Source organism: Mucilaginibacter sp., assembly GCF_028288185.1.
Classification (GTDB): Bacteria; Bacteroidota; Bacteroidia; order Sphingobacteriales; family Sphingobacteriaceae; genus Mucilaginibacter.
Window position 1 is genome coordinate 26,177 of the sequence record NZ_JAQBOF010000011.1, and the last position, 25,724, is coordinate 51,900.

General features: G+C 41.1%; 29 protein-coding genes. 13 read left to right on the plus strand and 16 right to left on the minus strand.

Annotated features, from left to right (window positions below):
* The first annotated feature begins 129 nt into the window (after positions 1-129).
* The gene (locus JWQ34_RS04995) at positions 130-531 is read left to right on the plus strand and encodes a response regulator (protein WP_299354793.1); all 402 of its coding nucleotides are present in this window, start codon (positions 130-132) and stop codon (positions 529-531) included.
* Here the strand turns inward: JWQ34_RS04995 and JWQ34_RS05000 are convergent, their stop codons facing one another.
* Complete coding sequence (locus tag JWQ34_RS05000; RefSeq protein WP_299354796.1) at positions 532-1,242, minus strand: LytTR family DNA-binding domain-containing protein; 711 nt, start codon at positions 1,240-1,242, stop codon at positions 532-534.
* A gap of 119 nt (positions 1,243-1,361) precedes the next feature.
* On the opposite strand from JWQ34_RS05000, the gene JWQ34_RS05005 reads away from it, so the two are divergent.
* The 3 genes from JWQ34_RS05005 to JWQ34_RS05015 all read left to right on the plus strand — a co-directional run bounded on the left by JWQ34_RS05005 (position 1,362) and on the right by JWQ34_RS05015 (position 6,345).
* Positions 1,362-2,396 carry a sensor histidine kinase gene (locus JWQ34_RS05005; protein ID WP_299354799.1) on the plus strand — a complete coding sequence of 345 codons (1,035 nt, stop codon included), beginning with the start codon at positions 1,362-1,364 and terminating at the stop codon, positions 2,394-2,396.
* Between the two features lie 149 nt (positions 2,397-2,545).
* A complete protein-coding gene (locus JWQ34_RS05010) occupies positions 2,546-3,367 on the plus strand; it encodes a hypothetical protein (RefSeq protein WP_299354802.1) in 822 nt (273 codons plus the stop codon).
* 29 nt (positions 3,368-3,396) lie between these two features.
* A complete protein-coding gene (locus JWQ34_RS05015) occupies positions 3,397-6,345 on the plus strand; it encodes an outer membrane beta-barrel protein (RefSeq protein ID WP_299354805.1) in 2,949 nt (982 codons plus the stop codon).
* A gap of 123 nt (positions 6,346-6,468) precedes the next feature.
* Here the strand turns inward: JWQ34_RS05015 and JWQ34_RS05020 are convergent, their stop codons facing one another.
* Positions 6,469-7,119, minus strand: coding sequence for a YceH family protein (locus tag JWQ34_RS05020; protein ID WP_299354808.1), 651 nt, complete (start codon positions 7,117-7,119; stop codon positions 6,469-6,471).
* 79 nt (positions 7,120-7,198) lie between these two features.
* Positions 7,199-7,651 carry a 3-oxoacyl-ACP synthase gene (locus JWQ34_RS05025; protein WP_299354811.1) on the minus strand — a complete coding sequence of 151 codons (453 nt, stop codon included), beginning with the start codon at positions 7,649-7,651 and terminating at the stop codon, positions 7,199-7,201.
* Positions 7,652-7,919: 268 nt separating this feature from the next.
* Between JWQ34_RS05025 and JWQ34_RS05030 the strand changes: the two genes are divergently transcribed.
* The 3 genes from JWQ34_RS05030 (at position 7,920) to JWQ34_RS05040 (ending at position 10,980) form a co-directional block, all read left to right on the plus strand.
* Positions 7,920-8,135, plus strand: coding sequence for a FeoA family protein (locus JWQ34_RS05030; protein ID WP_299354814.1), 216 nt, complete (start codon positions 7,920-7,922; stop codon positions 8,133-8,135).
* Between the two features lie 11 nt (positions 8,136-8,146).
* Positions 8,147-10,261 (plus strand): ferrous iron transport protein B, encoded by a 2,115-nt coding sequence (gene feoB, locus JWQ34_RS05035; RefSeq protein ID WP_299354817.1) that lies wholly within the window; start codon positions 8,147-8,149, stop codon positions 10,259-10,261.
* A gap of 86 nt (positions 10,262-10,347) precedes the next feature.
* The gene (locus tag JWQ34_RS05040) at positions 10,348-10,980 is read left to right on the plus strand and encodes a SprT-like domain-containing protein (protein ID WP_299354820.1); all 633 of its coding nucleotides are present in this window, start codon (positions 10,348-10,350) and stop codon (positions 10,978-10,980) included.
* Positions 10,981-10,995: 15 nt separating this feature from the next.
* Here the strand turns inward: JWQ34_RS05040 and JWQ34_RS05045 are convergent, their stop codons facing one another.
* On the minus strand, positions 10,996-12,339 hold the full coding sequence (locus tag JWQ34_RS05045; protein WP_299354823.1) for an MFS transporter: 1,344 nt from the start codon (positions 12,337-12,339) through the stop codon (positions 10,996-10,998).
* Between the two features lie 269 nt (positions 12,340-12,608).
* On the opposite strand from JWQ34_RS05045, the gene JWQ34_RS05050 reads away from it, so the two are divergent.
* On the plus strand, positions 12,609-13,496 hold the full coding sequence (locus tag JWQ34_RS05050; protein WP_299354826.1) for a dienelactone hydrolase family protein: 888 nt from the start codon (positions 12,609-12,611) through the stop codon (positions 13,494-13,496).
* A gap of 45 nt (positions 13,497-13,541) precedes the next feature.
* Here JWQ34_RS05050 and JWQ34_RS05055 read toward each other — a convergent pair whose 3' ends face one another.
* The 5 genes from JWQ34_RS05055 to JWQ34_RS05075 are packed head-to-tail and all read right to left on the minus strand — an operon-like array spanning position 13,542 to position 16,380.
* Positions 13,542-13,835 (minus strand): type II toxin-antitoxin system RelE/ParE family toxin, encoded by a 294-nt coding sequence (locus tag JWQ34_RS05055; protein ID WP_367278596.1) that lies wholly within the window; start codon positions 13,833-13,835, stop codon positions 13,542-13,544.
* 26 nt (positions 13,836-13,861) lie between these two features.
* Entirely contained in the window at positions 13,862-14,068 is a 207-nt protein-coding gene (locus tag JWQ34_RS05060) for a hypothetical protein (RefSeq protein WP_299354829.1), read from the minus strand.
* Positions 14,069-14,122: 54 nt separating this feature from the next.
* On the minus strand, positions 14,123-14,908 hold the full coding sequence (locus tag JWQ34_RS05065; RefSeq protein WP_299354831.1) for a molybdopterin-dependent oxidoreductase: 786 nt from the start codon (positions 14,906-14,908) through the stop codon (positions 14,123-14,125).
* Positions 14,889-15,587, minus strand: coding sequence for a cytochrome b/b6 domain-containing protein (locus tag JWQ34_RS05070; protein ID WP_299354834.1), 699 nt, complete (start codon positions 15,585-15,587; stop codon positions 14,889-14,891). Before JWQ34_RS05070 ends, JWQ34_RS05065 begins: the two co-directional genes overlap by 20 nt.
* A 19-nt stretch (positions 15,588-15,606) precedes the next feature.
* Positions 15,607-16,380, minus strand: a complete 774-nt coding sequence (locus JWQ34_RS05075; RefSeq protein WP_299354837.1) for a DUF1223 domain-containing protein — start codon at positions 16,378-16,380, stop codon at positions 15,607-15,609.
* A gap of 152 nt (positions 16,381-16,532) precedes the next feature.
* Between JWQ34_RS05075 and JWQ34_RS05080 the strand changes: the two genes are divergently transcribed.
* The 5 genes from JWQ34_RS05080 (at position 16,533) to JWQ34_RS05100 (ending at position 18,860) form a co-directional block, all read left to right on the plus strand.
* Entirely contained in the window at positions 16,533-17,099 is a 567-nt protein-coding gene (locus JWQ34_RS05080) for a sigma-70 family RNA polymerase sigma factor (RefSeq protein WP_299354842.1), read from the plus strand.
* A gap of 1 nt (position 17,100) precedes the next feature.
* Positions 17,101-17,376 carry a hypothetical protein gene (locus JWQ34_RS05085; protein WP_299354845.1) on the plus strand — a complete coding sequence of 92 codons (276 nt, stop codon included), beginning with the start codon at positions 17,101-17,103 and terminating at the stop codon, positions 17,374-17,376.
* 68 nt (positions 17,377-17,444) lie between these two features.
* Positions 17,445-17,672 carry a hypothetical protein gene (locus JWQ34_RS05090; RefSeq protein WP_299354848.1) on the plus strand — a complete coding sequence of 76 codons (228 nt, stop codon included), beginning with the start codon at positions 17,445-17,447 and terminating at the stop codon, positions 17,670-17,672.
* A 68-nt stretch (positions 17,673-17,740) separates the two neighbouring features.
* A complete protein-coding gene (locus JWQ34_RS05095) occupies positions 17,741-18,319 on the plus strand; it encodes a peroxiredoxin family protein (RefSeq protein WP_299354851.1) in 579 nt (192 codons plus the stop codon).
* A 43-nt stretch (positions 18,320-18,362) separates the two neighbouring features.
* Entirely contained in the window at positions 18,363-18,860 is a 498-nt protein-coding gene (locus tag JWQ34_RS05100) for a hypothetical protein (protein WP_299354894.1), read from the plus strand.
* A gap of 29 nt (positions 18,861-18,889) precedes the next feature.
* Here JWQ34_RS05100 and JWQ34_RS05105 read toward each other — a convergent pair whose 3' ends face one another.
* The 7 genes from JWQ34_RS05105 to JWQ34_RS05135 all read right to left on the minus strand — a co-directional run bounded on the left by JWQ34_RS05105 (position 18,890) and on the right by JWQ34_RS05135 (position 25,695).
* Complete coding sequence (locus JWQ34_RS05105; protein WP_299354897.1) at positions 18,890-19,507, minus strand: ATP-binding cassette domain-containing protein; 618 nt, start codon at positions 19,505-19,507, stop codon at positions 18,890-18,892.
* Positions 19,504-20,175 (minus strand): molybdate ABC transporter permease subunit, encoded by a 672-nt coding sequence (gene modB, locus JWQ34_RS05110; protein WP_299354900.1) that lies wholly within the window; start codon positions 20,173-20,175, stop codon positions 19,504-19,506. Before modB ends, JWQ34_RS05105 begins: the two co-directional genes overlap by 4 nt.
* A 13-nt stretch (positions 20,176-20,188) precedes the next feature.
* Positions 20,189-20,965 carry a molybdate ABC transporter substrate-binding protein gene (gene modA, locus JWQ34_RS05115; RefSeq protein ID WP_299354903.1) on the minus strand — a complete coding sequence of 259 codons (777 nt, stop codon included), beginning with the start codon at positions 20,963-20,965 and terminating at the stop codon, positions 20,189-20,191.
* A 325-nt stretch (positions 20,966-21,290) separates the two neighbouring features.
* Positions 21,291-22,496 (minus strand): glycosyltransferase family 4 protein, encoded by a 1,206-nt coding sequence (locus JWQ34_RS05120; RefSeq protein ID WP_299354906.1) that lies wholly within the window; start codon positions 22,494-22,496, stop codon positions 21,291-21,293.
* 83 nt (positions 22,497-22,579) lie between these two features.
* On the minus strand, positions 22,580-23,188 hold the full coding sequence (locus JWQ34_RS05125; RefSeq protein ID WP_299354909.1) for a ribonuclease HII: 609 nt from the start codon (positions 23,186-23,188) through the stop codon (positions 22,580-22,582).
* A gap of 118 nt (positions 23,189-23,306) precedes the next feature.
* Positions 23,307-24,464 carry a PP2C family protein-serine/threonine phosphatase gene (locus JWQ34_RS05130; protein WP_299354912.1) on the minus strand — a complete coding sequence of 386 codons (1,158 nt, stop codon included), beginning with the start codon at positions 24,462-24,464 and terminating at the stop codon, positions 23,307-23,309.
* A 121-nt stretch (positions 24,465-24,585) separates the two neighbouring features.
* Complete coding sequence (locus JWQ34_RS05135) at positions 24,586-25,695, minus strand: ABC transporter permease (protein ID WP_299354915.1); 1,110 nt, start codon at positions 25,693-25,695, stop codon at positions 24,586-24,588.
* Positions 25,696-25,724 lie beyond the last annotated feature (29 nt).

Sequence of the window (25,724 nt, forward strand, 5' to 3'; positions counted from 1 at the left end):
ATAAAGACGGGCAAGTTGCATTAACCGCGCGTTTGGTGTACAAGGTGTGTTCAGCGTTAATTTTACCTGGCATGCGCAACTATGCTTGGTTTTATTTGCGCAAATTTTTTAACCTAGCATTAAATCGGCATGGCTTTTGTAATAACATTTGTAAAATATAAGGCCATGTCTAAAAAAATATTAATTGTGGACGATAACGCGTTTATAATAGAGGTAATGACCTATATTTTAAACAATAAAGGCTATGAAGTTATAGCATTATATAATGGTGAAGAAGTTTTAAGCCACATAAAAACTAATCATCCGGATTTGGTTATTTTAGATATGATATTGCCCGATGCGGATGGCCGTGAAATCTGTAAAGAGATTAAATGTAATTCTGAAACCCAACATCTGCCGATTATTATGTGTACAGCCAACGATAGTTTAGAATTACAGATAAATCAGCAACACTCACCCAATGATGTTTTATACAAACCATTTGATGTTGACGCTTTGGTTGATATGGTAGCGTTTCAATTAGCAGCTTAATCAGGTAAGCTTGCCCGTCATTCGGGTAATAACATCTTTATAGCTATCGCTGAATGGTATCTCCACATCGGCTATCTTTATTCTTCCCTTTCGGATAGAATGCACATGCTCCAGGTTAACAATATATGATTTATGCACCCTGAAAAAATCATCAACAGGCAACTGGCTTTCTAACGATTTAATAGTAACCCTTGATATAAGTGCTTTTGACGCATTGGTTAGGTAAATTTTTACATAATCTTTCAACCCTTCTATGTAGGTAATATCATCATGGTTTACTTTAATGAGGTTATAATCGGCATATAAGAAAATATATCTCCTTCGTTTTTCTGTTTCGGCCCCTGTATTACGCTTGCCTTGCTCAAATAAGGTTATAGCTTTATTACAAGCTTTTAAAAAGCGTTCAACAGCAACAGGTTTAAGTAAATAATCAACCACGTCCAGTTCAAAACCATCCAGCGCAAACTCGTCATAGGCGGTAACAAAAATGATGAGCGGTTTTTGGGTAAGGCTTTTTACAAACTGCAACCCGCTTATACCCGGCATTTGTATATCGCAAAATATAAGGTCTACCTGCTGCTCTTGTAATACCTGCATGGCTTGTGTTGCCGACCTGCAACTGGCCACCAACTCCAGGTTATCTACCATGCGAATATTATCCTCGAGGAGTTCAAGGGCAAGCGGTTCATCGTCTATTATTATACAGTTCATATAATGGTTTGTACAATAATACTAAGTTATTATCATAAAATAAGTCCGGTTTGTCGCAACAATATGGGCTTATGTCGCATACATGTTACAGTGTGGTAAATTCTCATTTTATTTGTAGCATGAAAAAACTGATTGATAATCGTTGGTTCTTATTGGCCATGCCATTTGTAATATGGTTTTTGCTACTAGTGCTGCCGTTTATAGCAACCTCAGATAATACCAGTTTTCCCGAAGGCGCCCATCACCATAGGTTTATAATCAATATTATAACAGCTAATTTTTTGCTTTTATGTGTTTTTTATTTGCATACCTATGCCGTATATCCGCTGCTTAATAAAAACGTAGTGTGGTATATAGTTGGGCTAGGCGTATTATTGGGCCTATACTGGCTTTTCAGTCATCATCCACAGCATCCCGAAAGGCGCTTTCACCGCGGATTTGGCGGCCAGCCTTTTAATTTTATTCCCATCCTATCGCCATTGGTAGCCATTTTGTGTAGTATTTGTTACCGGGTGATAATAGACAACAGGGCGCGGCAGCAGCAGCTAAAAGAACGGGAGAATATACATCTGCAATCAGAGCTAACGTTTTTGCGTTCGCAAATAAGCCCGCATTTTATGTTCAACATACTGAATAACCTGGTAGCGCTGGCCCGCAAAAAATCAGATGATCTGGAACCGGCTATCATGAACCTATCGCAATTAATGCGTTATATGTTGTATGAAAGTGACGACAATCGTGTGTTTTTAAGCAAGGAGATAGAATATCTAAAAAGCTACATTAATCTGCAAATGCTGCGTTTTGGCAGCAGTGTGAAAGTAAATATTAATACAGATGGCGATGTGGATCTTTATACCATTGAACCGATGTTGCTGATCCCCTTTGTTGAAAACGCTTTTAAACATGGCACCGGCATGATAGATGAGCCGGTTATTAACATATCTATTGCAATTGATGCGGATACACGCTTGTTACATTTTAAGGTAGACAATGCCATTAGCCCCAATGACCAATCAAAAGACGGTAGCTCGGGTATTGGCATTAGCAATGTAAAAAGACGATTAGCCATTTTGTATCCGGATAAACACGAGCTAAACATTGTTAATGAGGATAATACATTCAGCATCGAATTGAGTATTTACTTATCAAACTAAGGGTCCAAACACCAAAGTTCTGGTCGCTGCAATGCGTAAATTTGTCGCTACAATCAACGGGGTGGTATACTTTATTTCTTACTTTACTCATCAATTATTAACCTTGTTCGTGCCCAGTTAAATCGGGCTATATTTTAAATAACTAATTAATGAAAAAACTTATCCCCTTAACAAGTTTGCTCCTGCTGGCCGGCACTACATTATTTGCACAAGTTGCTGCTCCTAAAAAATTAAAGGATATACAGCTTGGTAATATGCTAGCACCATCGCCTATAAAAATTGATGGCAAGCTTAACGAGTGGAATGACAATTTTCAAGCATATAACAAGAACACCCGTGTCACCTATATAATGGCCAACGATGCCAAAAATATTTACCTGGTTGTAAAATCAACCGACTTTACAACAACGGCAAAGATCATTGCTGGTGGTGTTGATCTGACTATTAACACAGACGGTAAGAAGAAAGAGAAAGATGCCTATAGTGTTACCTTCCCGGTAATAGAAAATCCGCAGAGGCTTGCCGGCGGGTTTGGAAACCGGTTTGAAAACCGCAACGCGGGCGTAGATACCGAAATGATGCGGGCCATTCATCAACGTACTATTATAGCTGCTAAAGAAATTAAAGTTTTAGGCTTCAAAAACATAACCGATACCCTTATATCTATATATAACGAATATAATATAAGGGCTGCTATAGGTTTTGAGGACTCTGGCGCTATAATGTTAGAAATGGCCATACCTCTTAAATTGCTAGGGCTTACTACGGATAACGCCAAAGAAATGACTTACAATATTAAATTGAATGGATTTCAGATAAATGGTGGCAATGGTCGTGGTCCGGGTGGCGGCGGCCCTCCAGCGGGCGGCGGTGGTGGCCCCGGCGGTCCGGGTGGCAGAAACGCTATAGACTTTTTGGACCTGATAAGCCCCAGCGACTTTTGGGGGAAATATACTTTAGCTAAAAAATGAAATCCTATTACCTATTTATAACTCCCAACATGAAAAAATTATACATCATAGCCGGTCTGGTATTATTATCAGTTCAACTGTTTGCCCAAAGGGAAGACAGGCAAGACAGGATGCCACAAACGCAACAGCGGCCAACAACCACGGTGCTACCTCCCTTGGCAAAAAGAGATGTAAGCGGGATTATTAAAGACGAAAGCGGCCAAACCGTAATTGGAGCATTAGTAACCTTAAAATCAAAAACAGATACAATAAGCGGAGCAACCAATGCGGATGGCATATTTATTTTTAAAGGTGTGAAACAAAACACGTTTAACATTACGGTTAAAAATTTGGGGTCGAAACCTTTTGTGCAGAAATATGCATTCAGCGATACTAAAAAGAATGTTGTTTTGGATCCTATTACACTTAAAAACGATTCAAAACAATTGGATGCCGTTACAATTAACGGTACCCCGAGTGTGGTTTATAAAGAAGATACGGTAGAATATCGCGCAAGCGATTATAAAGTGCGTGCAAACGCTACTGTAGATGAGTTGCTGAAAAAAATGGAGGGAATGGAAGTTGGCACAGACGGATCATTAACCCACCAGGGGCAGGAGGTTACGCGGGCTAAACTAAATGGTAAAGAGTATGCAGGCGGTAGTGTAGCACAGGCCATACAAAATCTGCCTGCTGATATTGTTGAAAAAATACAAATTGTAGACGACTACGGCGACCAGGCCGCACGAACCGGTGTTAAAGACGGCGACCCGCAAAAGATATTAAACATTACTACAAAAGCCGATAGATCTGTAGGTACAACAGGCCGCGTAACAGGCCAATATGGTAGCGCCGGGCGTTATAATGGCCAGCTTTTTCTGCAACGCATTAATGCTAATCAACAATTGGGCGTAATTGGTAATTTAAGGAACACGGTACTGGGCGTATCATCAAACGGTTTACAGGGCGGCGCAACCAATGATGGCGGCGGCGGATCTGGCGTTGGAACGAACGCCAGAGGTGGCGGTGGCGGCAGCAGTGGCCCTAGCGGTGGTACAACCCACTCAGGCTCGCCATCGTTTAACTATCGTGACCAATGGACTAAAAACATACAGGTAATTGGTAGCTACGCTTATAATTTCAGAAACAATAATGCGCTTAACGATAGCTATGGTAAGAATTATATTACCAACGGTACCTTTATGAATAATAGTACCTCAGAAAATGACAGCAAATCGCACAATTTGCGTTTTGAGATGGACATTAACCTGGATAGCGCTAATTATTTGCAGATAACACCAAGTTATAGCTATAGTAATTCATCGTCTATGAACAAGTCATTCAGTGACGCGATAAATAATTATCCGGCAACAGCCAAAGATACGGCAAAGTTTGAGCACAGAGTCGATAACGGAACCAACTCTTCGGTCAATTCAAGCAGTACTTATGGCTTAACTGCGTTTTATCTGCATTTGTTTAAAAAGCCAAAACGTAATTTCTCATTTCAGATAGATTATAACGAGTCGCGCTCAAACGCAAATAGCGAACAAAACACTCATTACAATTATTTTGCAGATGCGACTTTAGACATACCATTACCAAAACTTGACTCCATAGCACATAATGTTACAACCCGTACCAACCAAACCAAAAGTTTGCAGGCTACAATTACTTATGTAGAACCGTTAAGTACAAAATCGTTATTAGAGTTTAGTGCAAATTGGAGCCACAGATACAATAGCGCCAACTCGTTGGTATCGGTTTACGATACGTTGACTAACGTTCTAAGGCTGGCTCCTCAGTACAGTAGTATCTATGATTACACAGTAACAGAGGCTCGCGGTACCATTGATTACCGTTATGTGGGTACTAAGGTTAATATATCTTTAGGAGCATCAGCGGTGCCATTTAATTTGGATGGTACTAAACTAAATGCTGCTGTGGGTTCAAATGCGTCAACATCAATTAATAATTTCAGATTTATACCTGCTTTTCGTTTTTCTTATTCATGGTCGCGTACAGAAAGATTTACCTTGAATTATAGTGGAAGGAACCAGGAGCCAAGCTTTACCGAGATACAGCCATTTACAGATATATCAAATCCGGGACATGTCATTGTGGGTAATCCAAACCTTAAACCATCCTTCACCAACTCGCTTAATGCACAGTACAATAACTATTTCGCAAACTCAAAATTCAATGTGTCATTTGGTGTTATTGCAAGCCAGGTAGATAATGCCATCGTTCAAAACAATAATACACCAACTGTAAACGGCCGTAAAATAACCGAAACTGAATATCGTAATATTGGCGGTACCCAATCTGTAGTTGGCAGATATTCTATCTCAAAACAATCAGAAAATCGGGCGATAAATCTGGCGTTGAACGGAAACGTAACTTATTCGTTCTCGCCGCAAATGCGCAGTAACCTGGTATATCATCAAACTACGTGGAGACTTGATGAACGTTTTGGACCACGTATAACCCCTTCAGAAGATTTCGAGATCAATCCATATATTGGCTATGATATAGCACGCTATTTCACTTCGCTGCCCGATATACCAGATCCGGGCCTGAACAAGACATTGGCAAGCACTGGTTTAACCAATGCTGCAACCCAATTAGAAACCTCTTCACTGGGCTTGCAAGGCCGCATGTATTTTTTTAAAACCTGGCAGATAAACTATGATGCTACTAAAAGATTTATTAGTGGTATAAGCGGCGGTAACACTACGCCTTTAATTATCAATGCGGGTTTTGAAAAAGAGTTTCTGGCCAAAAAAAACCTGGTGTTTACCTTTAATGTTTATGACTTGCTGCACCAAAACAACTATTTGCAGAAAGTAGTAACCGGAACGGGCGAAACCAATACCATATCAAACACATTAAGCCGTTACTTTATGGTAGGCCTACGTCTTAACCTGCAAAAATGGAGCGGTACACCGCAACGTAATGGCCGCAACATGAACCGTCGTGGCGATGGTAGTTTTATTTATTAAGATAATTAACCCTTACATAACAAAAAACGACGGGTTTGAGCCATCGTTTTTTGTTTAATATGATAATTTAATTACACCGATTTATCAATCGGCAACGTAGATAAGAGTATAAGCAATTATGGCTTAGGTTAGCTCTTTCATTAACTTATCAAAAGCTTCTTTAAGCTCGGCCAGTTCCTGTTCTACTTTTGCCAGGCGTGTTTCTAAACCACTATCTGCACGACCGGATGGCTGATCGTCATAATCATCATCGCTTATTTCGGGTACGCCGGCCAGCAAATGCGCGTAACGCGCTTCTTTTTGTCCGGGGCGTTTGGGTAGTTGTACCAGGTAGGGCATATCGCCACCAGCCAATTTATCTAATACTTCCTGTACCTCTTCTATCGAGTCAAACTCATACAACCTGCCCGAGTTGGTATTTAATTCGCCCGGTGTTTGTGGCCCGCGCAACATCAGCAGGCACATTATAGCCAGCTCTGACGGTATCAATGGGAACACAATGGCAAAATTATGCTTGTATTTTACTGATCGTATAGAACCTCCCGTTGCTGTCGATATCAACCCGCGTCTTTTTAAGGTGTTTAATGCCTGCATTACTGTTTCATCATCAAACTGTACCACCGGCTTGCGCGATGTTTTTTGATTACATGCGGCCGCAAGGCCATTAAGTGTCATAGGATAATAATCGGGCGTGGCTTTACATTTTTCCATCAATGAGCCTAAAACGCGTAGTTCGGCAGCATCTAGTATGGGCAGGGCTTGTGGAGTATCCATTTGTAATACGATTGGTTTTTATTGGTTGATAAAGAAACGAGATTAATATCAATTACCAAATCTTTTATTGACGGATAGCTTATAAAATGCTATCTATCTTATAAGTCGTGCCATTCAGCTCAAAAATATCGCCAATTTTAAGCCCTTTCATTTTAAAACCAATGGGCGATGCCGGTGAAATAGCAAAGTAAGCTTTATCATTAACCGTTAAGGTGCCGGCGCTTATCGCAATATAAAAATTGCCATTATTGGTAATTACCACGCTGCCGGTTTCAACCAACTTTATTGTGGGTTGGGTTGTAATTGAGTTTAATGCGATTTTAAGTTTGTTAGCCTCTGTTAACTGGGCCATGTTGCGGTTAGTTTCCTGTTGGGCCATTTCGCGCCCGGTTTCGTACTTATCGCCGGCGCTGCTTTTGGTGTCGTCTTTTGATGCTTGTTGCGCTTCTTTTATTCCCAGTTCGGCAGCATCCATGCGCTGCTGCACATAATCAAGGCATTGTTGGTATAGTGTTTCTTTTAGGTGTCTCACGCAGTAAATGTAAAAATTAAGGCGAAATAAAAGTCCCCGCACACTCGCTGTTTGGGGACTTTCAACCTAAACCTTATCACATTGTAAGCAGAGCTTACAGATAATATCACAAAGAACGTAAAATTTTATGAAACAGTTGTCTATACATGAAAGTTTTTTTTCAGATAGTGTTATTGTTACAATAAGATATCTATTTACATAAAACAGACTATCCTTATTTGGATTTAATTTAAATAAGATATACATTTGCTCAGTTAACGTATAATATATGAGGCTTTCGCAACTTGAAGTAGGAGAAAAAGGTATCGTAAAGGAATTTACCGATCTGGAAATGTCGGTTAAATTAATGGAGATGGGATGCTTACCTGGCGAAGAAATAAGAGTTGATCGTATTGCTCCGCTTGGCGACCCGATTGCCATAAACGTATCGGGATACCAGTTGAGTTTACGTAAACGCGAAGCATCAACCATAATTTTGCACTAGTTTTTATTTAATTGAAAGCTGATATAAGAGTTGCGCTTGTAGGAAATCCAAACACCGGTAAATCAACTCTCTTTAATGTACTAACCGGGTTAAATCAAAAAATAGGAAATTTTCCGGGGGTTACTGTTGATAAAAAGGTAGGGTATACCAAATTGCCCGATGGCCGTACTGCCGAAGTAGTTGACCTGCCCGGCACTTATAGTCTATACCCCAAAAGCCAGGACGAATCTATCGTATTTTCTGTATTGGCCGACAGGCATAATCCGTTAACGCCCGATCTGGTTATCGTCATTCTTGACGCATCAAATCTTAAAAGAAATTTACTACTCTATAGCCAGGTTGCCGATTTAAAGATCCCTGTAATTATTGCGCTTAACATGATGGACCTTGCCAAAAAATCAGGTATTACCATTGATGTTGATCTGTTTGCTAAAAGCCTGGGGGTTCCCGTAGTGCCCATTTCGGCTAGGAGAACCGAAGGCATAGATCAGCTTAAAACCGCTGTTTCATATTCCAACAAGGTTGCTTTGCAGGAAGATAGCATAGATGTCAGATCAATAGCCCCGCAACTGATAGAAAGTATCAGCAAAGAGCTTAATCTTGATAATCCATACTTTGCTTTACAGCTTGCCCATCAGCATGAAACGCTTAAATTTTTGTCGACTGAGCAGTCGGACAGAATTGAAGCGCTTGAAAAGGAACACGGTTTCCATTCGCAGAAAGCGCAAGGCAGTGAAACCATTGCACGTTATAGTTTTATAAATGATCTGCTATACGATACCGTAAAAGTACCCGATACCGCTCAAGATGAAACACTAAGCAATAAGATAGATAAGGTACTTACCCATAAGATATTGGGTTTTATCCTATTCTTCGCCATCCTGATGTTTATGTTCCAAGCCATATTTTCGTGGGCCGCATATCCAATGGAACTTATTGCTGATGCCTTTGTATGGGTACAAAATTCATTACACCATATTTTACCCGCCGGGCCATTAGTAAATTTACTGGTTGACGGCATTATTGCCGGGCTTAGCGGTGTAATGGTATTTATACCGCAGATTGCCATTTTATTTGCCTTTATATCCATACTGGAAGATACCGGCTATATGTCGCGCGTTACTTTTATGATGGATAAACTGATGCGTAAAGTTGGCTTGAATGGTAAATCGGTAGTGCCGCTAATTGGTGGTTTTGCCTGCGCGGTACCATCCATAATGAGCACCCGTACCATCGAGAATTGGAAGGACCGCATGATAACCATAATGGTTACACCATTGGTAACCTGCTCTGCCCGCTTGCCGGTTTATACATTGCTTATAGCCTTGGTTGTACCTAATAAAAATGTTTGGTGGCTGTTTAACCTTCAAGGGTTGGCGTTAACGGGCATGTATGTGTTTAGCCTGGTATCGGCAGTGGTAGTGGCCTGGGTATTTAAGTTTATTTTAAAAAGCCGCGAACGCGGATATTTTATCATGGAGCTACCCGTATACCGCATGCCACGGTGGAACAATGTGGCTTACTCTATGTATGACCGCTCTAAATCGTTTGTTTTACAGGCGGGCAAGGTTATTATAGCCGTATCTATTATATTATGGGTGATGGCATCCTATGGGCCGGGCGACAGGTTTGAAAAAATAGACGCCAAATACAAACAACCGCAATACACCCAAAACATCAGCGCCGACCAGCTAAATAAAAACATCGCATCCGAAAAGCTGGAAAGCTCTTATGCCGGAGAATTGGGCCATGTTATTGAGCCTGCTATCCGTCCATTGGGTTTTGACTGGAAGATCGGCATCGCCCTGATAACATCATTTGCGGCCCGCGAAGTTTTTGTAGGTACCATGGCCACCATTTATAGCGTAAACGGCAATGCCGATGATATACAGTCTGTACAGCAGAAAATGCACCAGGCCAAAAACACACAAACCGGGCAGCCGGTATTTACTTTTGCAGTAGCATTCTCGCTCATGATGTTTTATGCTTTTGCCATGCAATGTGCAAGCACGGTAGCTGTTGTGTACCGCGAAACCAAAAGCTGGCGCTGGCCCGCTATACAATTTGCTTACATGACCGTGCTGGCTTATGTAGCCAGCTTTGTGGTTTATAATCTTTTAAGGTAGCTAAAGGCAGAAAGATTAAAGCTTTTATTCGTATTATCTTGCTTTATGCTTTGCGTTTTTTGCTTAAATTTGAACAGAGGTAAGAATTGGATAAAGTAAAAGTTTTAGAAAGATATCTTCCGCCACAAGCCGCGCCGCTTATTGGCCGCTGGATAGACTACTTTAAATGCGAGTTTAAAATTTCACGTAATCGCGGCAGCAAGTTTGGCGATTATCGCGCGCCTTTTGATGGCAAGGGGCACCGCATCTCTGTTAATTACGACCTTAACCCCTATGCTTTTTTGGTAACTACCGTGCATGAGTTTGCACACCTGCATACCTGGAACGAGCATAAACAAAAAGCAAAACCCCACGGCACCGAATGGAAAAACAACTTCAAAAAAATGATGCAGCCATTTTTTGAAAAAGAAGTTTTTCCGCCCGATGTTAAACATGCCATTATTAGTTATCTCAACAACCCGGCGGCATCAAGTTGTTCTGATCTCTCTTTATATCGATCGTTACGTAAATATGATGTGCCGAAAGAGGATATCCACACGGTTGAAAAACTGCCCCTGCACGCGGTATTTAAATTAAAGGATGGCCGTGTTTTCCGTAGAGAAGAAAAGCTGCGCAAACGCTATAAATGTGTAGAGATCAAAACCAAACGTGTTTATTTATTTAGCCCTGTTGCTGAAGTTGAGGTGATAGAAACTTCTGCGCTAACTGCAAACTTATAACCGCTAACTGCCCCTCTACTTTGTCCTGATCTCTTTAAAACGGCTGAAAACCACAAAGGCCAGCAGGCATAATACGCAACCGCAAATTCCGTTTAGGCGTAAGCCATAATCATTGCCGGGGTCCTTGCCGTAAACGGTCAGGAAAGCAAAGAGCGCTATCCCCAAAGTCTGCCCCAGTTTTACAAAAAGATATTTCACAGCAAAAAACATCCCTTCACGGTTCTCGCCGGTTTGGCTGGCATCACGTTGGGCAATCTCGGCAAGGATGGCGTTAGGCAATATCCCCAATGATGCCAGCGGGAATGCCGCGCAAAGTACCAACGTGTATATCTGCACATTGGCCGATACGGGGAACTTCCCCAGGAAAAATATCGCTACAAAAATCAAGCTCAGCAACGCGAACGAGAACATAACAATAGGTTTCTTGCCTATCTTTTTAGACAGATAATTTATCAGCGGATAAAACACTAGCGAGAACAGCACCATGGTCCCCATAAGCACCCCGCCTTTTGATTCGGGCAGGTGCAGCAGCACGGTAACAAAATACAGCAATCCGCTTGATATAATGCTTAGCGCCATGTAGTACGAAAAATCAGATACCAAATAATATTTAAAATTACGGTTGCTAAACGTTTTGCTGATGGCGGGCAGCAGCGGCAGGTGCGATGGCTTGCCGCTTGAGTATTTCTTTTCGTTAATAAACATTACCGGTATCAGCATAAATAAACCTGCAAGCAGGCTCATGCCCCAAATGGTGTATTGTACCGCCGAGTCGCGATTGGCAATGCTAAAGAACATCTGCACCAAATCGGCAAAGTTGTTGATACATGCCGAAAATATAATGCCGATAATAAAGCCCACTTGCTGAAACGAAGATAGTTTAACCTTTTCGGCAGCGGTCTCGGTAAGCTCGGGCAGCAAGGCGTTGTAGGGGATAATATAAGTAGTGGCACCCATAAAAAAGCAGATCATGTTTACCGTAAGCCATACGGCGTTGGTCATGCTTTCGCCTTTAACCAGTGGGGCAAACGTAAGGCAGAAAAAGAAGATGGCAGGCAAAATGGCCCATTTCATAAACGGAATACGGCGGCCTTTAGGGTCATTGCTTTTATCGCTCAGCGAGGCTATCAGCGGGTCGTAAATAGCATCAACAAACCTGCCCGATGCCGCAATTACCGACAGGATATTTAACACCCCAAACAAAAGCAGCTGTGGCACAAAAGGCTTTAAACCCGAGTTACTGGGCGGCAAATAAAAGTACGGCAGCATTACAATGATGGTGTTGGTCATCATACTCCAGCCTATCATCCCTGAGGTATAAGCCAGTTGCTTTCTGAAAGGGAATTTTACCGCGGGCATCTTACTTGCAATATGCTAATATTAAAAGAAGATAATGAATTTAAGATGAAAAGTATATTACGTTTGACGTTAGTGGAGTTATACAAACGATAGAAACTAATCACCAATCTCTAACTAAGGGCGTTCTGATATTATCCCCATTGTTGGCTAATTAAAACAAGAAGTGTCCGTCCGCCTGGCTATTATGGGTCGATATCCCGGCGGACGAGACACTTCGCACTTGTTATTTTAAAGTTCGAAATCATTATATTTGATTAAATCCTTTAATTATGAGCCAGATAAAAAAAGAAGATATCAAACAGGAAGTATTTGACCTGTATGATGACTACGCGCACAACCGGCTTGACCGCCGTGCGTTTATGGAAAAATTATCGCTTTACGCCGTTGGCGGTATCACCGTACCGGCTATAATGAGTTTCATGATGCCCGATTATAAAGGCAACATCCAAATAAAAGCAGACGATCCGCGATTAAAATCAGAATATATTAAATACGACTCGCCAAAAGGTGGTGGGGCAATAAAAGCATTGCTATCAGAACCCAAAGACAATAAAAAGAAACTGGGCGGTATAGTAGTGGTGCATGAGAACCGGGGATTGAATCCTTATATTGAAGATGTTGCCAGGCGGGCCGCGCTGGCTGGGTTTATTACCATCGCGCCCGATGCCCTGACTCCATTGGGCGGTTACCCGGGTAATGATGACGATGGCCGCAACATGCAAGCCAAACGCGACCCCAAAGAAATGCAGGAAGATTTTATAGATGCCTACAATTACCTTAAAAATCACCCGGATTGCAATGGTAAAGTAGGCGTAGTTGGTTTTTGCTACGGCGGCGGTATTGCCAATATGATGGCCGTTAGATTGCCTGAACTTGCGGCAGCTGTTCCATTTTACGGCAGTCAGCCTGCGGCAGAGGATGTGCCAAAAATTAAAGCGCCTTTGCTATTGCACTATGCATCGCTGGATACCCGCATTACCGGGGGCTGGCCTGCCTACGAAGCAGCTTTAAAAGCCAATGGCAAAAAATACCAAGCCTATATTTATGATAACGTTAACCACGGTTTCCATAACGACACCACACCCCGCTACGACAAAGCCGCCGCGGAACTAGCCTGGAAACGTACGATTGATTTTTTTAAGGAGTATTTGAAATAGGCTTAAATAAGCTAAATGTAAGATGGAGAATGTGTTAAAGAAAGGTTATTCTGATATCTGATCAAGCAACTCGTTAAGTTCTTTATCAGATATGTTTTCTTTTTCGGATTTGTCATAGATCGTTAACAGAAAAACCGTATTCTCTCTAATAATAATGTGGGTAATTATTCTTGCTCCGCCTGATTTGCCTTTACCTTTAGATGCAATAGCTATCCGTATTTTATAACAATTATTTCCTAAAGAAATACCTTGTTCAGGGTTTTCTTCAAGATCATTGATAAAATTTTCGTATTCTTTTTTTAAAGAAATATATTTCTTTGCCAGTTTTTTTAATGTCACGTCTAAAACGTTGGGTGGCAACTATATTATAACTCATTAAGCAAGTCTTTTGCAGATATGCCTTTTAATTTACCCTGCTTAATCAACCGCACTTCTTCTACTGCCTCTTTTATACCTTCAAGAACATCAGCTTTGTAAGCGGTAAGTGGTTTTGTTTTTACATCTTTAAGATTTTTCAAAACCTCCATAATAAACGGAGCCCTGTCGTCTTTAATGTCTAATATTACTTTCATTGCTTGTTCTGATTACCTTCTAACAAATTTACTAAAAAGATCGTAAAAAATAATCTACAAACCCGAATAATAATCATACCCCAACTCGGCCCAATAATCGCGCGGGCGTGTGTTGCTGAAGGAGATGATGCCAATTCGTTTCAAGTTCTTAATACCGTACTTTACCGGGATAATAAGCCTTAACGGCGCGCCATGATCTAACGGCAAAGGTTTGGCATTAACTTCGTAGGCTAATATGGTTTGGGGGTGTATAGCGCTTGGCGTATCAATACCAACGTAATAAGTTTTATCAGGTGTTTCCATACCTACATATTGCAGCTGGGTTTGGTCGTGCAGGTTATAGTGCGTAATAAAATCAATAAACCTAACACCGCCCCAGTAGGATATCTGGTCCCAGCCTTCAACGCATTTAAAATCAAAAACGATCTCGGTTTTGGGTAATGCTTTCAGGTCTTGTAGGGTTATATTTAATACCTCGCCATTTTGTTTTTTAACCTGTAGTTTCCAGGTGGCTATGTCAAATGGTTTGTTATTTTCAATGCCGATGTCGCTGTTATAGCGCACATCTTTGGCCGCCATTGATTTTGGGTAGGTTTTAACCAGGTGATTCTCGCTATAAAACAAACGGCGAAAAATAATCTCCGTTTTATTCAAAGCGCGCCGCAACGGTTTATGTGCGCCGCCGGTTATACCCTTGGTTTCTATAGCTGAATGATATAACCATTTCCACCCAAACACGCCGCCAATAGCTGCCGCGCCAAAAACACCGAACGAAATAAAATTCCGCCGGGTGATCTTTTGATCTATAGTAAGCGGTTTCTTAATCTTTTTCTTCGTCATGCGCTTTTTCTATAACCGGTTTGGGTTTGGTATCAATTACCTCGAACCCATTAATAACCGAACTAAAATTCTTCCATCCCGCAAGGATAACCTGTACTATATGGATCACAAAAAATAAAACATAGCCAATAGTTAAGGCAAAATGCAATATCCGCGCAAAATGATAGCCGCCGCAGATCCACGTTAAATAATAAAACTGTACGGGTTTATAAATAGCCAGCCCGGTAATAACAGAGCCTATCCCCATTACAATAATGGCCGTATAAGCAATGCGCTGCGCCGCGTTATATTTATTTTGAGGAGGGGCCATTTTACGGATATGCAGATCATGTAGCAATACCAGCCATGCCTCTTTAAAAGATTTTTTTTGCGGTACAAGCTCGCGCCACTCGCCCGAGAACAAAGTATAGGCCACATACAATATCCCGTTCAAAAAAAAGAACCACATAAATAGGAAATGAAACGCCATACCTTCTGACAGGCGGTGTACCAAACCAAATTTTTTATAAAACCACTCCGGGAAAAACTTAAAAAAAGTGTGGCCAAACAGGGTGATGCTATATTCATCATCGGCCCAATAGATCAGCATCCCGCTCCAAATCATGATGGTGAGTATCGGGAAGTTTACCCAATGTGTCCATCGCATGGCTAAGGAATGTTTTTCTTTTATCTGTTTCACGGATTGAAGTTAATGATAATTAACCGGCTGATGGAAATGACTGTTTAGCCGCTCCAATAATTTCGCCAGTTTGAGTGTTTTGCAATAAGGCAATTACCTCCCAGTTTTGCTGGTTAAACTCTTTGGGTAAGGCTATGCTTTCAATACCGCCCTTGCCATTGGCCAAAGCCACGGTTTGCAAATGGCCTATGATCTGTACGTGCGCTAAATTGCGGCCCTTATTTTCGCCGGCTTTAACGCTGGTTTGTGCAGACCGTTCAACCAATGCTAAAAGCAATACGCTGTTATTCCCGTTATCTATCGCCTGGTAATGTAGCGTTGCTTTACCCGCTTCTGTTTTTATATTGCTCAGTTCTATTTGTGCCGATGATGGCTTTTGCAGCCCGGCTTTAATAGCATTGCGCAAAGTTCCTTCTTCTGACCCCACAAATTCTTTTTTACCATTAACCACAATTTGTGGGGTATAAACAGATTGTATATGCAGGTAATTGGCGTAGTTGCTTTGCCGTTTAGAATAATCGGCACTGCTAAACGCGTCCTTCCAACCTAATCGGTTCCAGTAATCTACATGAAAAGCGAGGATATAGACCGGCTGATCTTTATATTCTTTCTGAATTTTGGCTACCAAGGCATCAGCAGGCGGGCAGCTTGAGCAGCCTTCGGAAGTGAATAGCTCTACAACGGCAAAGCCTTTGCCTGTGGCGACATTTGTATGGGTGGCCGGCTTGATAAATGCCGAACCCACAAAAGCAATTACAGCAATGGCTAATATGGATATTTTAGTGATTCTCATTTTTTACACAAGTTTATAGGTTATATACGCAATTGGTCGGCCTGGTGGTACAATCCTTACAATAAATTTAATAATTTTATTTGATCTGTATTTTTTATTGTAAGGTTTCGCGTGCATACCCGACTAATAGATATGACAACTATATTAACCAAATGTTAGCCACCCAACTACTAAATCCGCATAAATGGGTTGACAATTATGCCGACTACTTATATGCTTATGCTATAACCCGTATCCGGGATGAGGAACAAGCCCGTGATTTGGTGCAGGAAGTTTTTTTAGCCGCGCTTGAACGGGCTGATAAATTTGAAGGTAAAAGCTCTGAACGTACCTGGCTTACCGCTATTTTAAAAAACAAAATCATTGATGTGTATCGCAAAAAATCATCAGGTCTGGTTACGGTTGATGTAAAGATGGATCAGCAAACCGATCAAAACTTTTTTCATGAGGATGGGCATTGGCGCGAAGAACACTGGCCACGCGAATTTGGCGTTGATGGTCACGACCTGTTACATAATAAAGAATTTAACCAGGTGCTGCAAAAATGTCTGCAAAAGCTACCTGTGCTATGGCTGGCAGTTTTTACCATGAAGCATATGGAAGATGAAGCAACCGAAACTATTTGTACTGAACTGAAGGTATCATCGGCCAATTTTTGGGTAATCATACATCGTGCAAAACTTAACCTGAGGGCTTGCCTTCAAAAAACATGGATATAAGATGGGACCGATAAAAAAGATACAATACAACTGCAAACAGGCTACTTTTTTAATTGAGAAGAGGCTTATAGAACAGCTTACCCTGCGCGAAAAGGTAGAACTGCACATTCATTTAGCAGGATGTTCTGTTTGCCGCGTGTTTGATAAGCAAAGCCAAATGATAAACACCATGGTGCGACAGCTTTTTAACCAGGCAAACGATACCGCCATACACCTGGACGATAGCTTTAAAAAAGACTTACAACACCGCATTGAAGAAGAATTAAATAAAAATTGATCTAACTGTAAGGTTTGTGTTTGGTTTGCGACAAAGCGGGAAACTATACATAAAAATCAACAACAGTTATGAAATCAATTATTTCAAAAGTCCTGATCACAGGCACAATCATTACGGCCTTAACATTAAACTTACAGGCAGGCCCTACTCACCCAATATTGAGCGATACCGGTAAAATGTCTAAAATGGACAAGATGAAGACAGATAAGAAATGGGATAAAAAGATGGACAAGAAAATGCCTGCTAAAAAAATGGCAAAGGATACCGGTAAAATGTCTAAAATGAGCAAAATGTAATTTTATAAGGCGGGAGGATCACTTCTCCTGCCTTTTTTAACCCACCTATTTTATAACAAACCAAACGCATGAAAAAAATCATATTTATTGCCCTATTTATATTTAGCGCTACAATTTTATTTGCGCAAAGCGGATTAAAAACCGGCGAACAAGCCCCTGCATTTGTCGCTACAGATAATTATGGCAAAGAGCTTAATTTAAAAGCGCTGTTAAAAACCCATAAAGCAGTGGTGCTGTTTTTTTACCGCGGCCAGTGGTGCCCTTATTGCAATAAGCATATCCAACAATTGCAAGATTCCTTACAATTATTAACAGGAAAAGGCGCTTATGTGCTTGGCGTAACACCCGAAACTAGTGAGAATATCAATAAAACTATTGGTAAAACCCATGCTTCGTTTTCTATAATCCAGGATAAAGGGTATAAAATAATGAAGGCTTATGATGTTAACTATGTAATGGACCCAACCATGGTGAGCAAGTATAAAGGCTATGGGATTGACCTGGAACAGAATAACGGTAATACAGACCATACGCTGCCCGTACCGGCAACCTATATTATTGATAAAAGCGGTAAACTGGTGTTTGTGCATTTTGATAAGGATTACACAAAAAGAGCATCTATCAGATCTATATTAAATGTGCTTTAAAACTAAAGCACATTTAATTATCTTAGAGCGTTAAAACACATCTATGAAAAAACTTTTATTACTCCTTACATTTTGCACATCGATTGCCTTTGCCCAGCAGACAGCAAAGTTCGCCATCAGTGGAGCCGTTAAAAAAGGTTCGGTTATTACCATGGACTCGCTAAAGCAATACGCCATACAAACCATTGGTGATATTAAAGTTACCGACCATACCGGCACTTTTAAGCACGAGGATGATAAGCTAAAAGGCATACTGATAAAAGATATTTTAAGCCATACCATATTTGATGTAAGCAGCCCAAAGTTGTTAAGCACTATCTACTTCCAGTTTGTCGGATCGGATGGCTACAAAGTGGTTTACTCGTGGAACGAGCTATATAATACCGAAGTGGGCAACCATGTATATATCATTATAGAGAAGAACGGCATAAAAGCCGATGATATGAAAGAAAGCCTGCAAATGACCAGCTTGATGGATTTTAAAACAGGCAGACGTTATTTGCATAATTTGGATAAGGTGATAGTATCCTCTGTACAATAATTCGATTTGTCATTGCTGTAAAGGTCAGGTTAGGCTAGATATAACTCCCCATCAACCAGCCCTTCTAGCTCCACCGGATTATGGCTCACAATTAAAACGGTAGCGTCTAATTCTATAAACACGATCTTCAGTTCTGCAATCAATTCGATTTTCATTTCCGGGTCCAATGCCGAAAATGGTTCATCCATCAAGATCAACTTTGATTTAATGGCTAATGCACGTAAAATAGCCAGCCGCTGCTGCTGCCCGCCGGATAGGTGGGTAGGTTTATGATCTGTTAACGTATCCAGCTTACCTAAAAGCAACAAACGGTTTATCCAATCCTTATCATCTGTCGCATATTCCAAATGCTCCAAAACTGTCATATTGGGGAACAACGCGTAATCCTGAAAAACAAAGCCAGGCATTCTTTTTTGTGGGGATAGGTTAATGTTAGCAACCGTATCTAACCAAATAATACCATTAATTACTATTTTTCCTTTTTCGGGTGATATCAAGCCGGCAATGGTCTTTAAAAACGTGGTTTTACCCGCACCTGATGGTCCGTATATTTTGGTAATGCTACCGGGCGGGAATTGGCGACTTATTTTTAATACCTGTTTCCCCTGGTAAACCTTTAGGTTTTTCTCTATCGTTACTTCTATCATTCTAACGGAGATTTAGCCTGGTACTTATTAAAAACAAACACGCTTATCACCATAACAAAAGTGATAGCGAACAATATTAGCGAGTAGGTATTAGCAGCGGCATAATCCATCCGCTCTACCGAATCATAAACAGCAATGGACGCTACACGGGTAACGTTGGGTATATTGCCGCCTATCATCAGCACCACACCAAATTCGCCCAGTGTATGCGCGAAGGTTAGTACAATGGCCGTTAATAATGACGGTTTGATATTGGGTATGAGCACACTTTTAAAAGTTTGCCATTGGGATTTGCCTAGTGTGTACGATGCTTGCACTAATGATGCCGGTAATTGTTGTAGTGCCGACTTGATGGGCCCTATCATAAAAGGCATGCTGTAGATAAACGATGCCAGTACTAATCCTTTAAAAGAAAAAACAAACTGAATATCAAAACTGTCTTGCAGCCATTTACCCAAACCATGCTGCGGACTGAAAGCCAGCAACAAATAAAACCCCAGCACTGATGGCGGCAAAACCAACGGCATAGTAATAATAGCCTCAATAATTGTTTTAAAAAAAGACCGTCCTTTCGATAGCCACCACGCAACAGGCAGGCCAACTATCAATAACAACACGGTTGTAATTGATGCCAGTTTTAACGTAAGCCATATTGGGGATAGATCCATTAGCCAAAGTTAGTTATTGCACGCGATAGCCATACTCTTCAAATATACGCTTAGCATCGGCACTTAAAATATAGCGGTAAAACTTCTCGGCATCGGGGTTGGTGTCGCCGTGTTTTAATACAACTATACCCTGTTGAATGGGGGCGTAGGTTTTAGGGTCTATCAATTTCCAAAAAAGCAGCGTTTTATTAACCGGATCTTTAACTAATGCCTGGGTAGTAAAGCCCACATCAACCACACCTGTAGTGATATACGTATTTACCTGTGATATGCTTTCGCCATAAACCATTTTGCTTTTTACATTGTCCAAAACACCTTTTTTCTTTAACAGTTGTTGGGCAGCTAAGCCGTATGGGGCTATAGCCGGATTAGCGATGGCGATTTTTTTTATGCGGGGTGTTAACATGGTGCGCTCCCAGTTTTCAAAGCCGATATTCTTAACGCTGCAAATTATTAAGTTACCATTGGCATAAACCACCGGGGCTTGGGTTGCAAATCCGTCTTTATATAAGACTTCGGGAAAGCCCATATCAGCCGATAAAAAAACATCAAATGGCGCGCCGTTCTTGATCTGGGCTACCAACTTGCCCGATGATCCAACAATGGGGTCGATATCAATATTAGTTTTTTGCTTAAAGTCTTTTTGTAGTATGGTTATGATGGATTGGAGGTTTGCTGCTGCTGCTACTTTTATGGTTTGGGCTGTAACCGGCATCGACCATAAAAAACCAAAGGCTATTATTAGTGAAGCGTGTTTGATCTGATTGGTAAGATGTGTTTTATAATTCATGGCTATAAACTTAACATGTAAATATAGAACGAATTATTAAAAATTAGATTGCAGTGTTTATGGGCGTTAAGGATGTTAGCCGGTTTGTTTCAAAAAACTTGTTTCACTCTTGCCAAATTGACGAATTGCAATTGTAACAAAATGAAACAAGATTTTGACTTAATATATCCCAATTATTTTCAAAGCAACTTGGAAAGTGAAGGTTTAAGCTTATTCAGCCAAAAGCTATTTTTTACCAACTACCTTTTGTATATGCGCAATAAAAAAAGAATCATTCAAATTCTCATGGACACTATCCAAATCTAATTCCTACCATAAAATATTCCTATCCCTTGCAGCACGCTTTATAAAACTTCACCAAGTTTTTAGTAACCCCATTTATATCATGCTCTTTTTCGGCCAGGAGGCGTGCGTTTTTACCTAACTGAATGCATAACTCCTCATCGGTTATGCAGCGGTGTATGGCATCAAAAAACTCTTCGCGATTATTGGCAATCATTATATCATGGCCATTTTTAAAGTTAATGCCCTCGGCCCCTAATGAGGTTGATATAATGCATTTCTGCATAGCCATGCCTTCAACTATCTTCACCCGCATACCACCGCCAGAAAGTAACGGAACTATCATTATGGATTTACTGTTAACAAACTCCAGCGCGTTATCAACCTCGCCTTGTATAAATACTTTGCCCAGCGCCTCGTAGTCATCAAATCGTTCGGGTATATCATTGCCGGCAATATATAGTTTAACAGGCAGGTCGCCGTCGGTAAGGTCTTTAATAAAATTATCTAAAAACCACTCTACACCTTCGCGATTAGGTAGCCAATCTAACGAACCAAGAAAGAAAAGGCTTGGGAATTCTGTTTTCCGGATATCTACAACATATTTTTCTAACCGTAAACCTACCGGAAATATCTCAATAGGCACGTTGATGCCATATTCCTGTAAGGTGCTTTTGTCTTGCCCGGTAAATACAGCAATGGCATCAAACTTATTTAACTTTTGCTGCTCATAACTTTTTATGCGACGGGCATGCATCCGCAGGTATGATTTTTTAAACGGATCTATCTTTTGTTGCGATAGCCGCCACCATATCTGGTTCTCAATATTGTGGGCGCGATAGATCAGCTTTGCCTTAGAGTGTTTGCGTACAGCGGGCAGGTATAAAGAAACAAACAAGCCCTCAAACTGGATGATATCGTAATCATTGTTACGCAACTCGCGTATCAGCAGTGTTTCAAATTCGGGGTCGTAATACCGGTCTACGTTAAAAGAAGTTTTGCGGAATAAATTAACAGCCACCCCCAATATGGTAACAGTGGTATCAATATCATAGGCGCGGTAGTTTATTTTTCCCATCAGGTCCTCATCGGGCAATTGGCTTTCATGATTGTTTCTTTTAGCATTGAGGGCTACTAACGAAACATCATGCCCGGTATTAACTAAGCCTTTTATGGTATTAGCTACCACAATCGCGTATCCGCCATTTTGCGGAAATGGTACACGGTGACTTAGTATAAGAATCTTCAATGACTTTGGGTTTTACCAAAAATACTAAAATCAGGCTAAAAATCAAGATACAGAGAGGCTCAAATAATAATATTAAAGCAATATTACAGTACCTGTATGTGTACGCCATCGCTTTCAAGCGTTACTTTAAATGAGCGGCGATGGTAGGGCGTATAACCGTTTTTTAAAATGCTTTCGCGATGTTTAATAGTTCCGTAACCTTTGTTATTATGCCAGTCGTACTCGGGATGTTCGATGGCTATCTGCTTCATGTAATCATCCCTGTAGGTTTTTGCCAATATGGAAGCCGCCGCAATGCTAAAGTATTTGCCATCGCCCTGTATTATGCAAGCATGCGGGGTAGTTTCATATTTATTAAACCGGTTCCCGTCAATGATCAGGTACTGCGGTTTTAAATGTAACTTAGCTATTGCACGATGCATGGCCAGAAAGGACGCGTTAAGTATATTGATCTCATCGATCTCCACATTGTCAACAATGCCTACCGCGTGCGCTATGGCGCACGCTTCGATCTCTGCCCTTAATGCATACCTAACGCTTTCTGTAAGCTGTTTAGAGTCGTTTAAGAGCGCGTGATCAAAATCATGTGGCAATATTACAGCAGCGGCAAATACAGGACCCGCAAGGCATCCGCGCCCGGCTTCATCGCATCCGGCCTCAATTAATTCATGCTGGTATCTGGCTAATAACATTGGTACTTTAACGCTGGGAACAAAATTATTATTTTAAGGGGATGGCTTTTTGGCGAGTTATTAACAGTATAACGAAGTTAGAGTTGACAACTTTTAAAAAATTGTCAACTCTAAACAGTTAAAATATCCTTAACGTCAATATCGTAATATCATCAATAGGCTTCCCTTTTATGCCGATATTTAAATGGTCCAATAAGTTTTGATTGAAATTATCGGGCGATAGCTCACCGTTGGTTAATACAAAGTCCATTAGCTTTTCTTCGTTCCAGGTCTTATCGCCATATGGCTCAAAATCCAGCAGGCCATCCGTATAATTTACCAACAGGCTACCGGGTTCTATATCAATTTCGCCTTCGTTTAAAAAGGGCAGCTGTTCAAACGCGCCTATCATGGTGGTGCCTAGTTTTAGCGGAATAGCCTCGCCCTCTGAGTATAGTATAGTGGCATTATGCCCGGCGTTGATATAATTTAGCTTGCGGGTTTGCTCATTGTATTTGGCAATAAACAGGGTAATGAACCGCTCGCCCTGGGTATTTGATACCACTTTTTGATTTAAGCGATCAATAATATTGGTCAGGTCATCCTCTACCGCGGCCCAGGCATGTAAGCTAGCCTGGAAGTTAGCCATCAACAAAGCCGCCGATACTCCTTTGCCCGATACATCTGCAATGCACCATAAAAATTCATGATCGTTAAGGCGGATAAAATCATAATAATCGCCACCGATGTTTTGGTGTGGCAGATATTTTGCACCGATCTCCACGCTTTCATCCTTATGCATCCTCAGCGGGATGAGCATGTTTTGTACTTCGGCGGCTAGTTCCATCTCGCGCTGTAAACGTTCAGACTGTAGTCGTTCCTTGAAAAGCTTTTTATTTTCCAAAGCCACAACAACCACGTTTATCATGGTTTGAATAAAATTCAGGTCGTTGTTCAGCATTTCGCCGGAAGTATTGAAATCGCCTATCAGAGCAAACGCCAGCGCTTTACTTTTATGGTATATGGGGATAAAGTAATCATACTTTTTAAGGATACCATCTGTATTGCCGTCTAAAGATTCGGGCGCTTTTATTTTGTTGAGGGTATGGCAAGCGCGTTGCAAGGCGCCAATCGGCTCAATATCGCCCCCATATTTTGATATGCAGGCATACGAGCCATCTTTTTCGATAAGAAACCTAAATTTACCAACCTGGAGATAATTTTGCAAAATAACCTCCAACATCTGCGTGAGCACAGGTGTTGATGCATTTTTGTTGATAGCACGCGTTACCTCCAAGAGGGAGTTTAACTCGGACTGCCTCTTCAACAGTAACCTAATTAATTCGTCCTCTCCGGAGGACTGTCCAGTATTTTGCATTTTGGGTCTCGGAGTGCCTAAATTAGATAAAAAATATAATTTAAATACGGGTGCTTTGAGATTTTATATCAAACGCGTCTCTTAAACCAACAGTTACCAGGTTAAACGCGTAGACAATCAGCATGATAGCTAATCCAGGTATTATAGATAAGTAGGCAGAATCCATGATAATATAACCATAATGTTCCTTGATCATGCTGCCCCAGGTAGGCATGGGCGGCTGTGCCCCAAACCCGAGGAAACTAAGACCGGCTTCTAATAAAATTGCCGATGCAAAGTTGGATGAAGCCATAACCAATATAGGCCCGGCTATATTAGGCAATATATGCCTGCGGATGATGCGGAAATTGCTATAACCTAATGAGCGCGCGGCTTCAATATATTCGGTTTGTTTTATACTGAGTACCTGGCCACGTACAAGGCGGGCAACCTCAACCCACATAGAAAGCCCCACCGCAATAAATATTTGCCACAAGCCCTTACCTAAAGCAAAAGATATGGCAATAACAAGTAGTAACGCGGGCAGCGCCCATAAAATATTCATGAACCAGCTTAACACGGCATCTATCCATCCGCCAAAATAACCGGCTATAGCTCCAATAGATATGCCTATCAATAAACTGATAATAACCGCCATTAAACCAACAGACAATGATATGCGGGCTCCTAATATTAACCGGCTCAACATATCGCGGCCATAAACATCCGTGCCTAGTAAAAAGGTTTTATGGGCGATATAAGCTGACGGCCCTTTTGCTGCTAACGCCGGGGATAGTTGATAATCTTTTTTTTCAGGTTTATCCTCATCGCCGATATACTCATTAACTACCAATATTTCTTTTGATTGTTTGTAGCTGGTAATTGGGATATCACGATAAAAAGCTGGCTGGCCAAAAAGCATTTTGGTGAACCAGTTAACGGTATCTACATGCTCTGTTTTTTTTAAATGCAACATCATAAAGCTAGCCCCTGGCTTTTTTGTACTTAGTTGGATGGTTTGGTTATTGGCAAGTGGGGTCGAATCGGGCATTATTAAATAACCCAATATGGCTACCATTACCGAAAATACGATAAATAACAACCCTGCAACAGCAAACTTATTGCGTTTAAATGCCTTCCAGGTGCGCTGTGTGGGAGTAAGTTCTGCCAAGTGTGTTGTGTTCGTTTGGCTAAAGATAA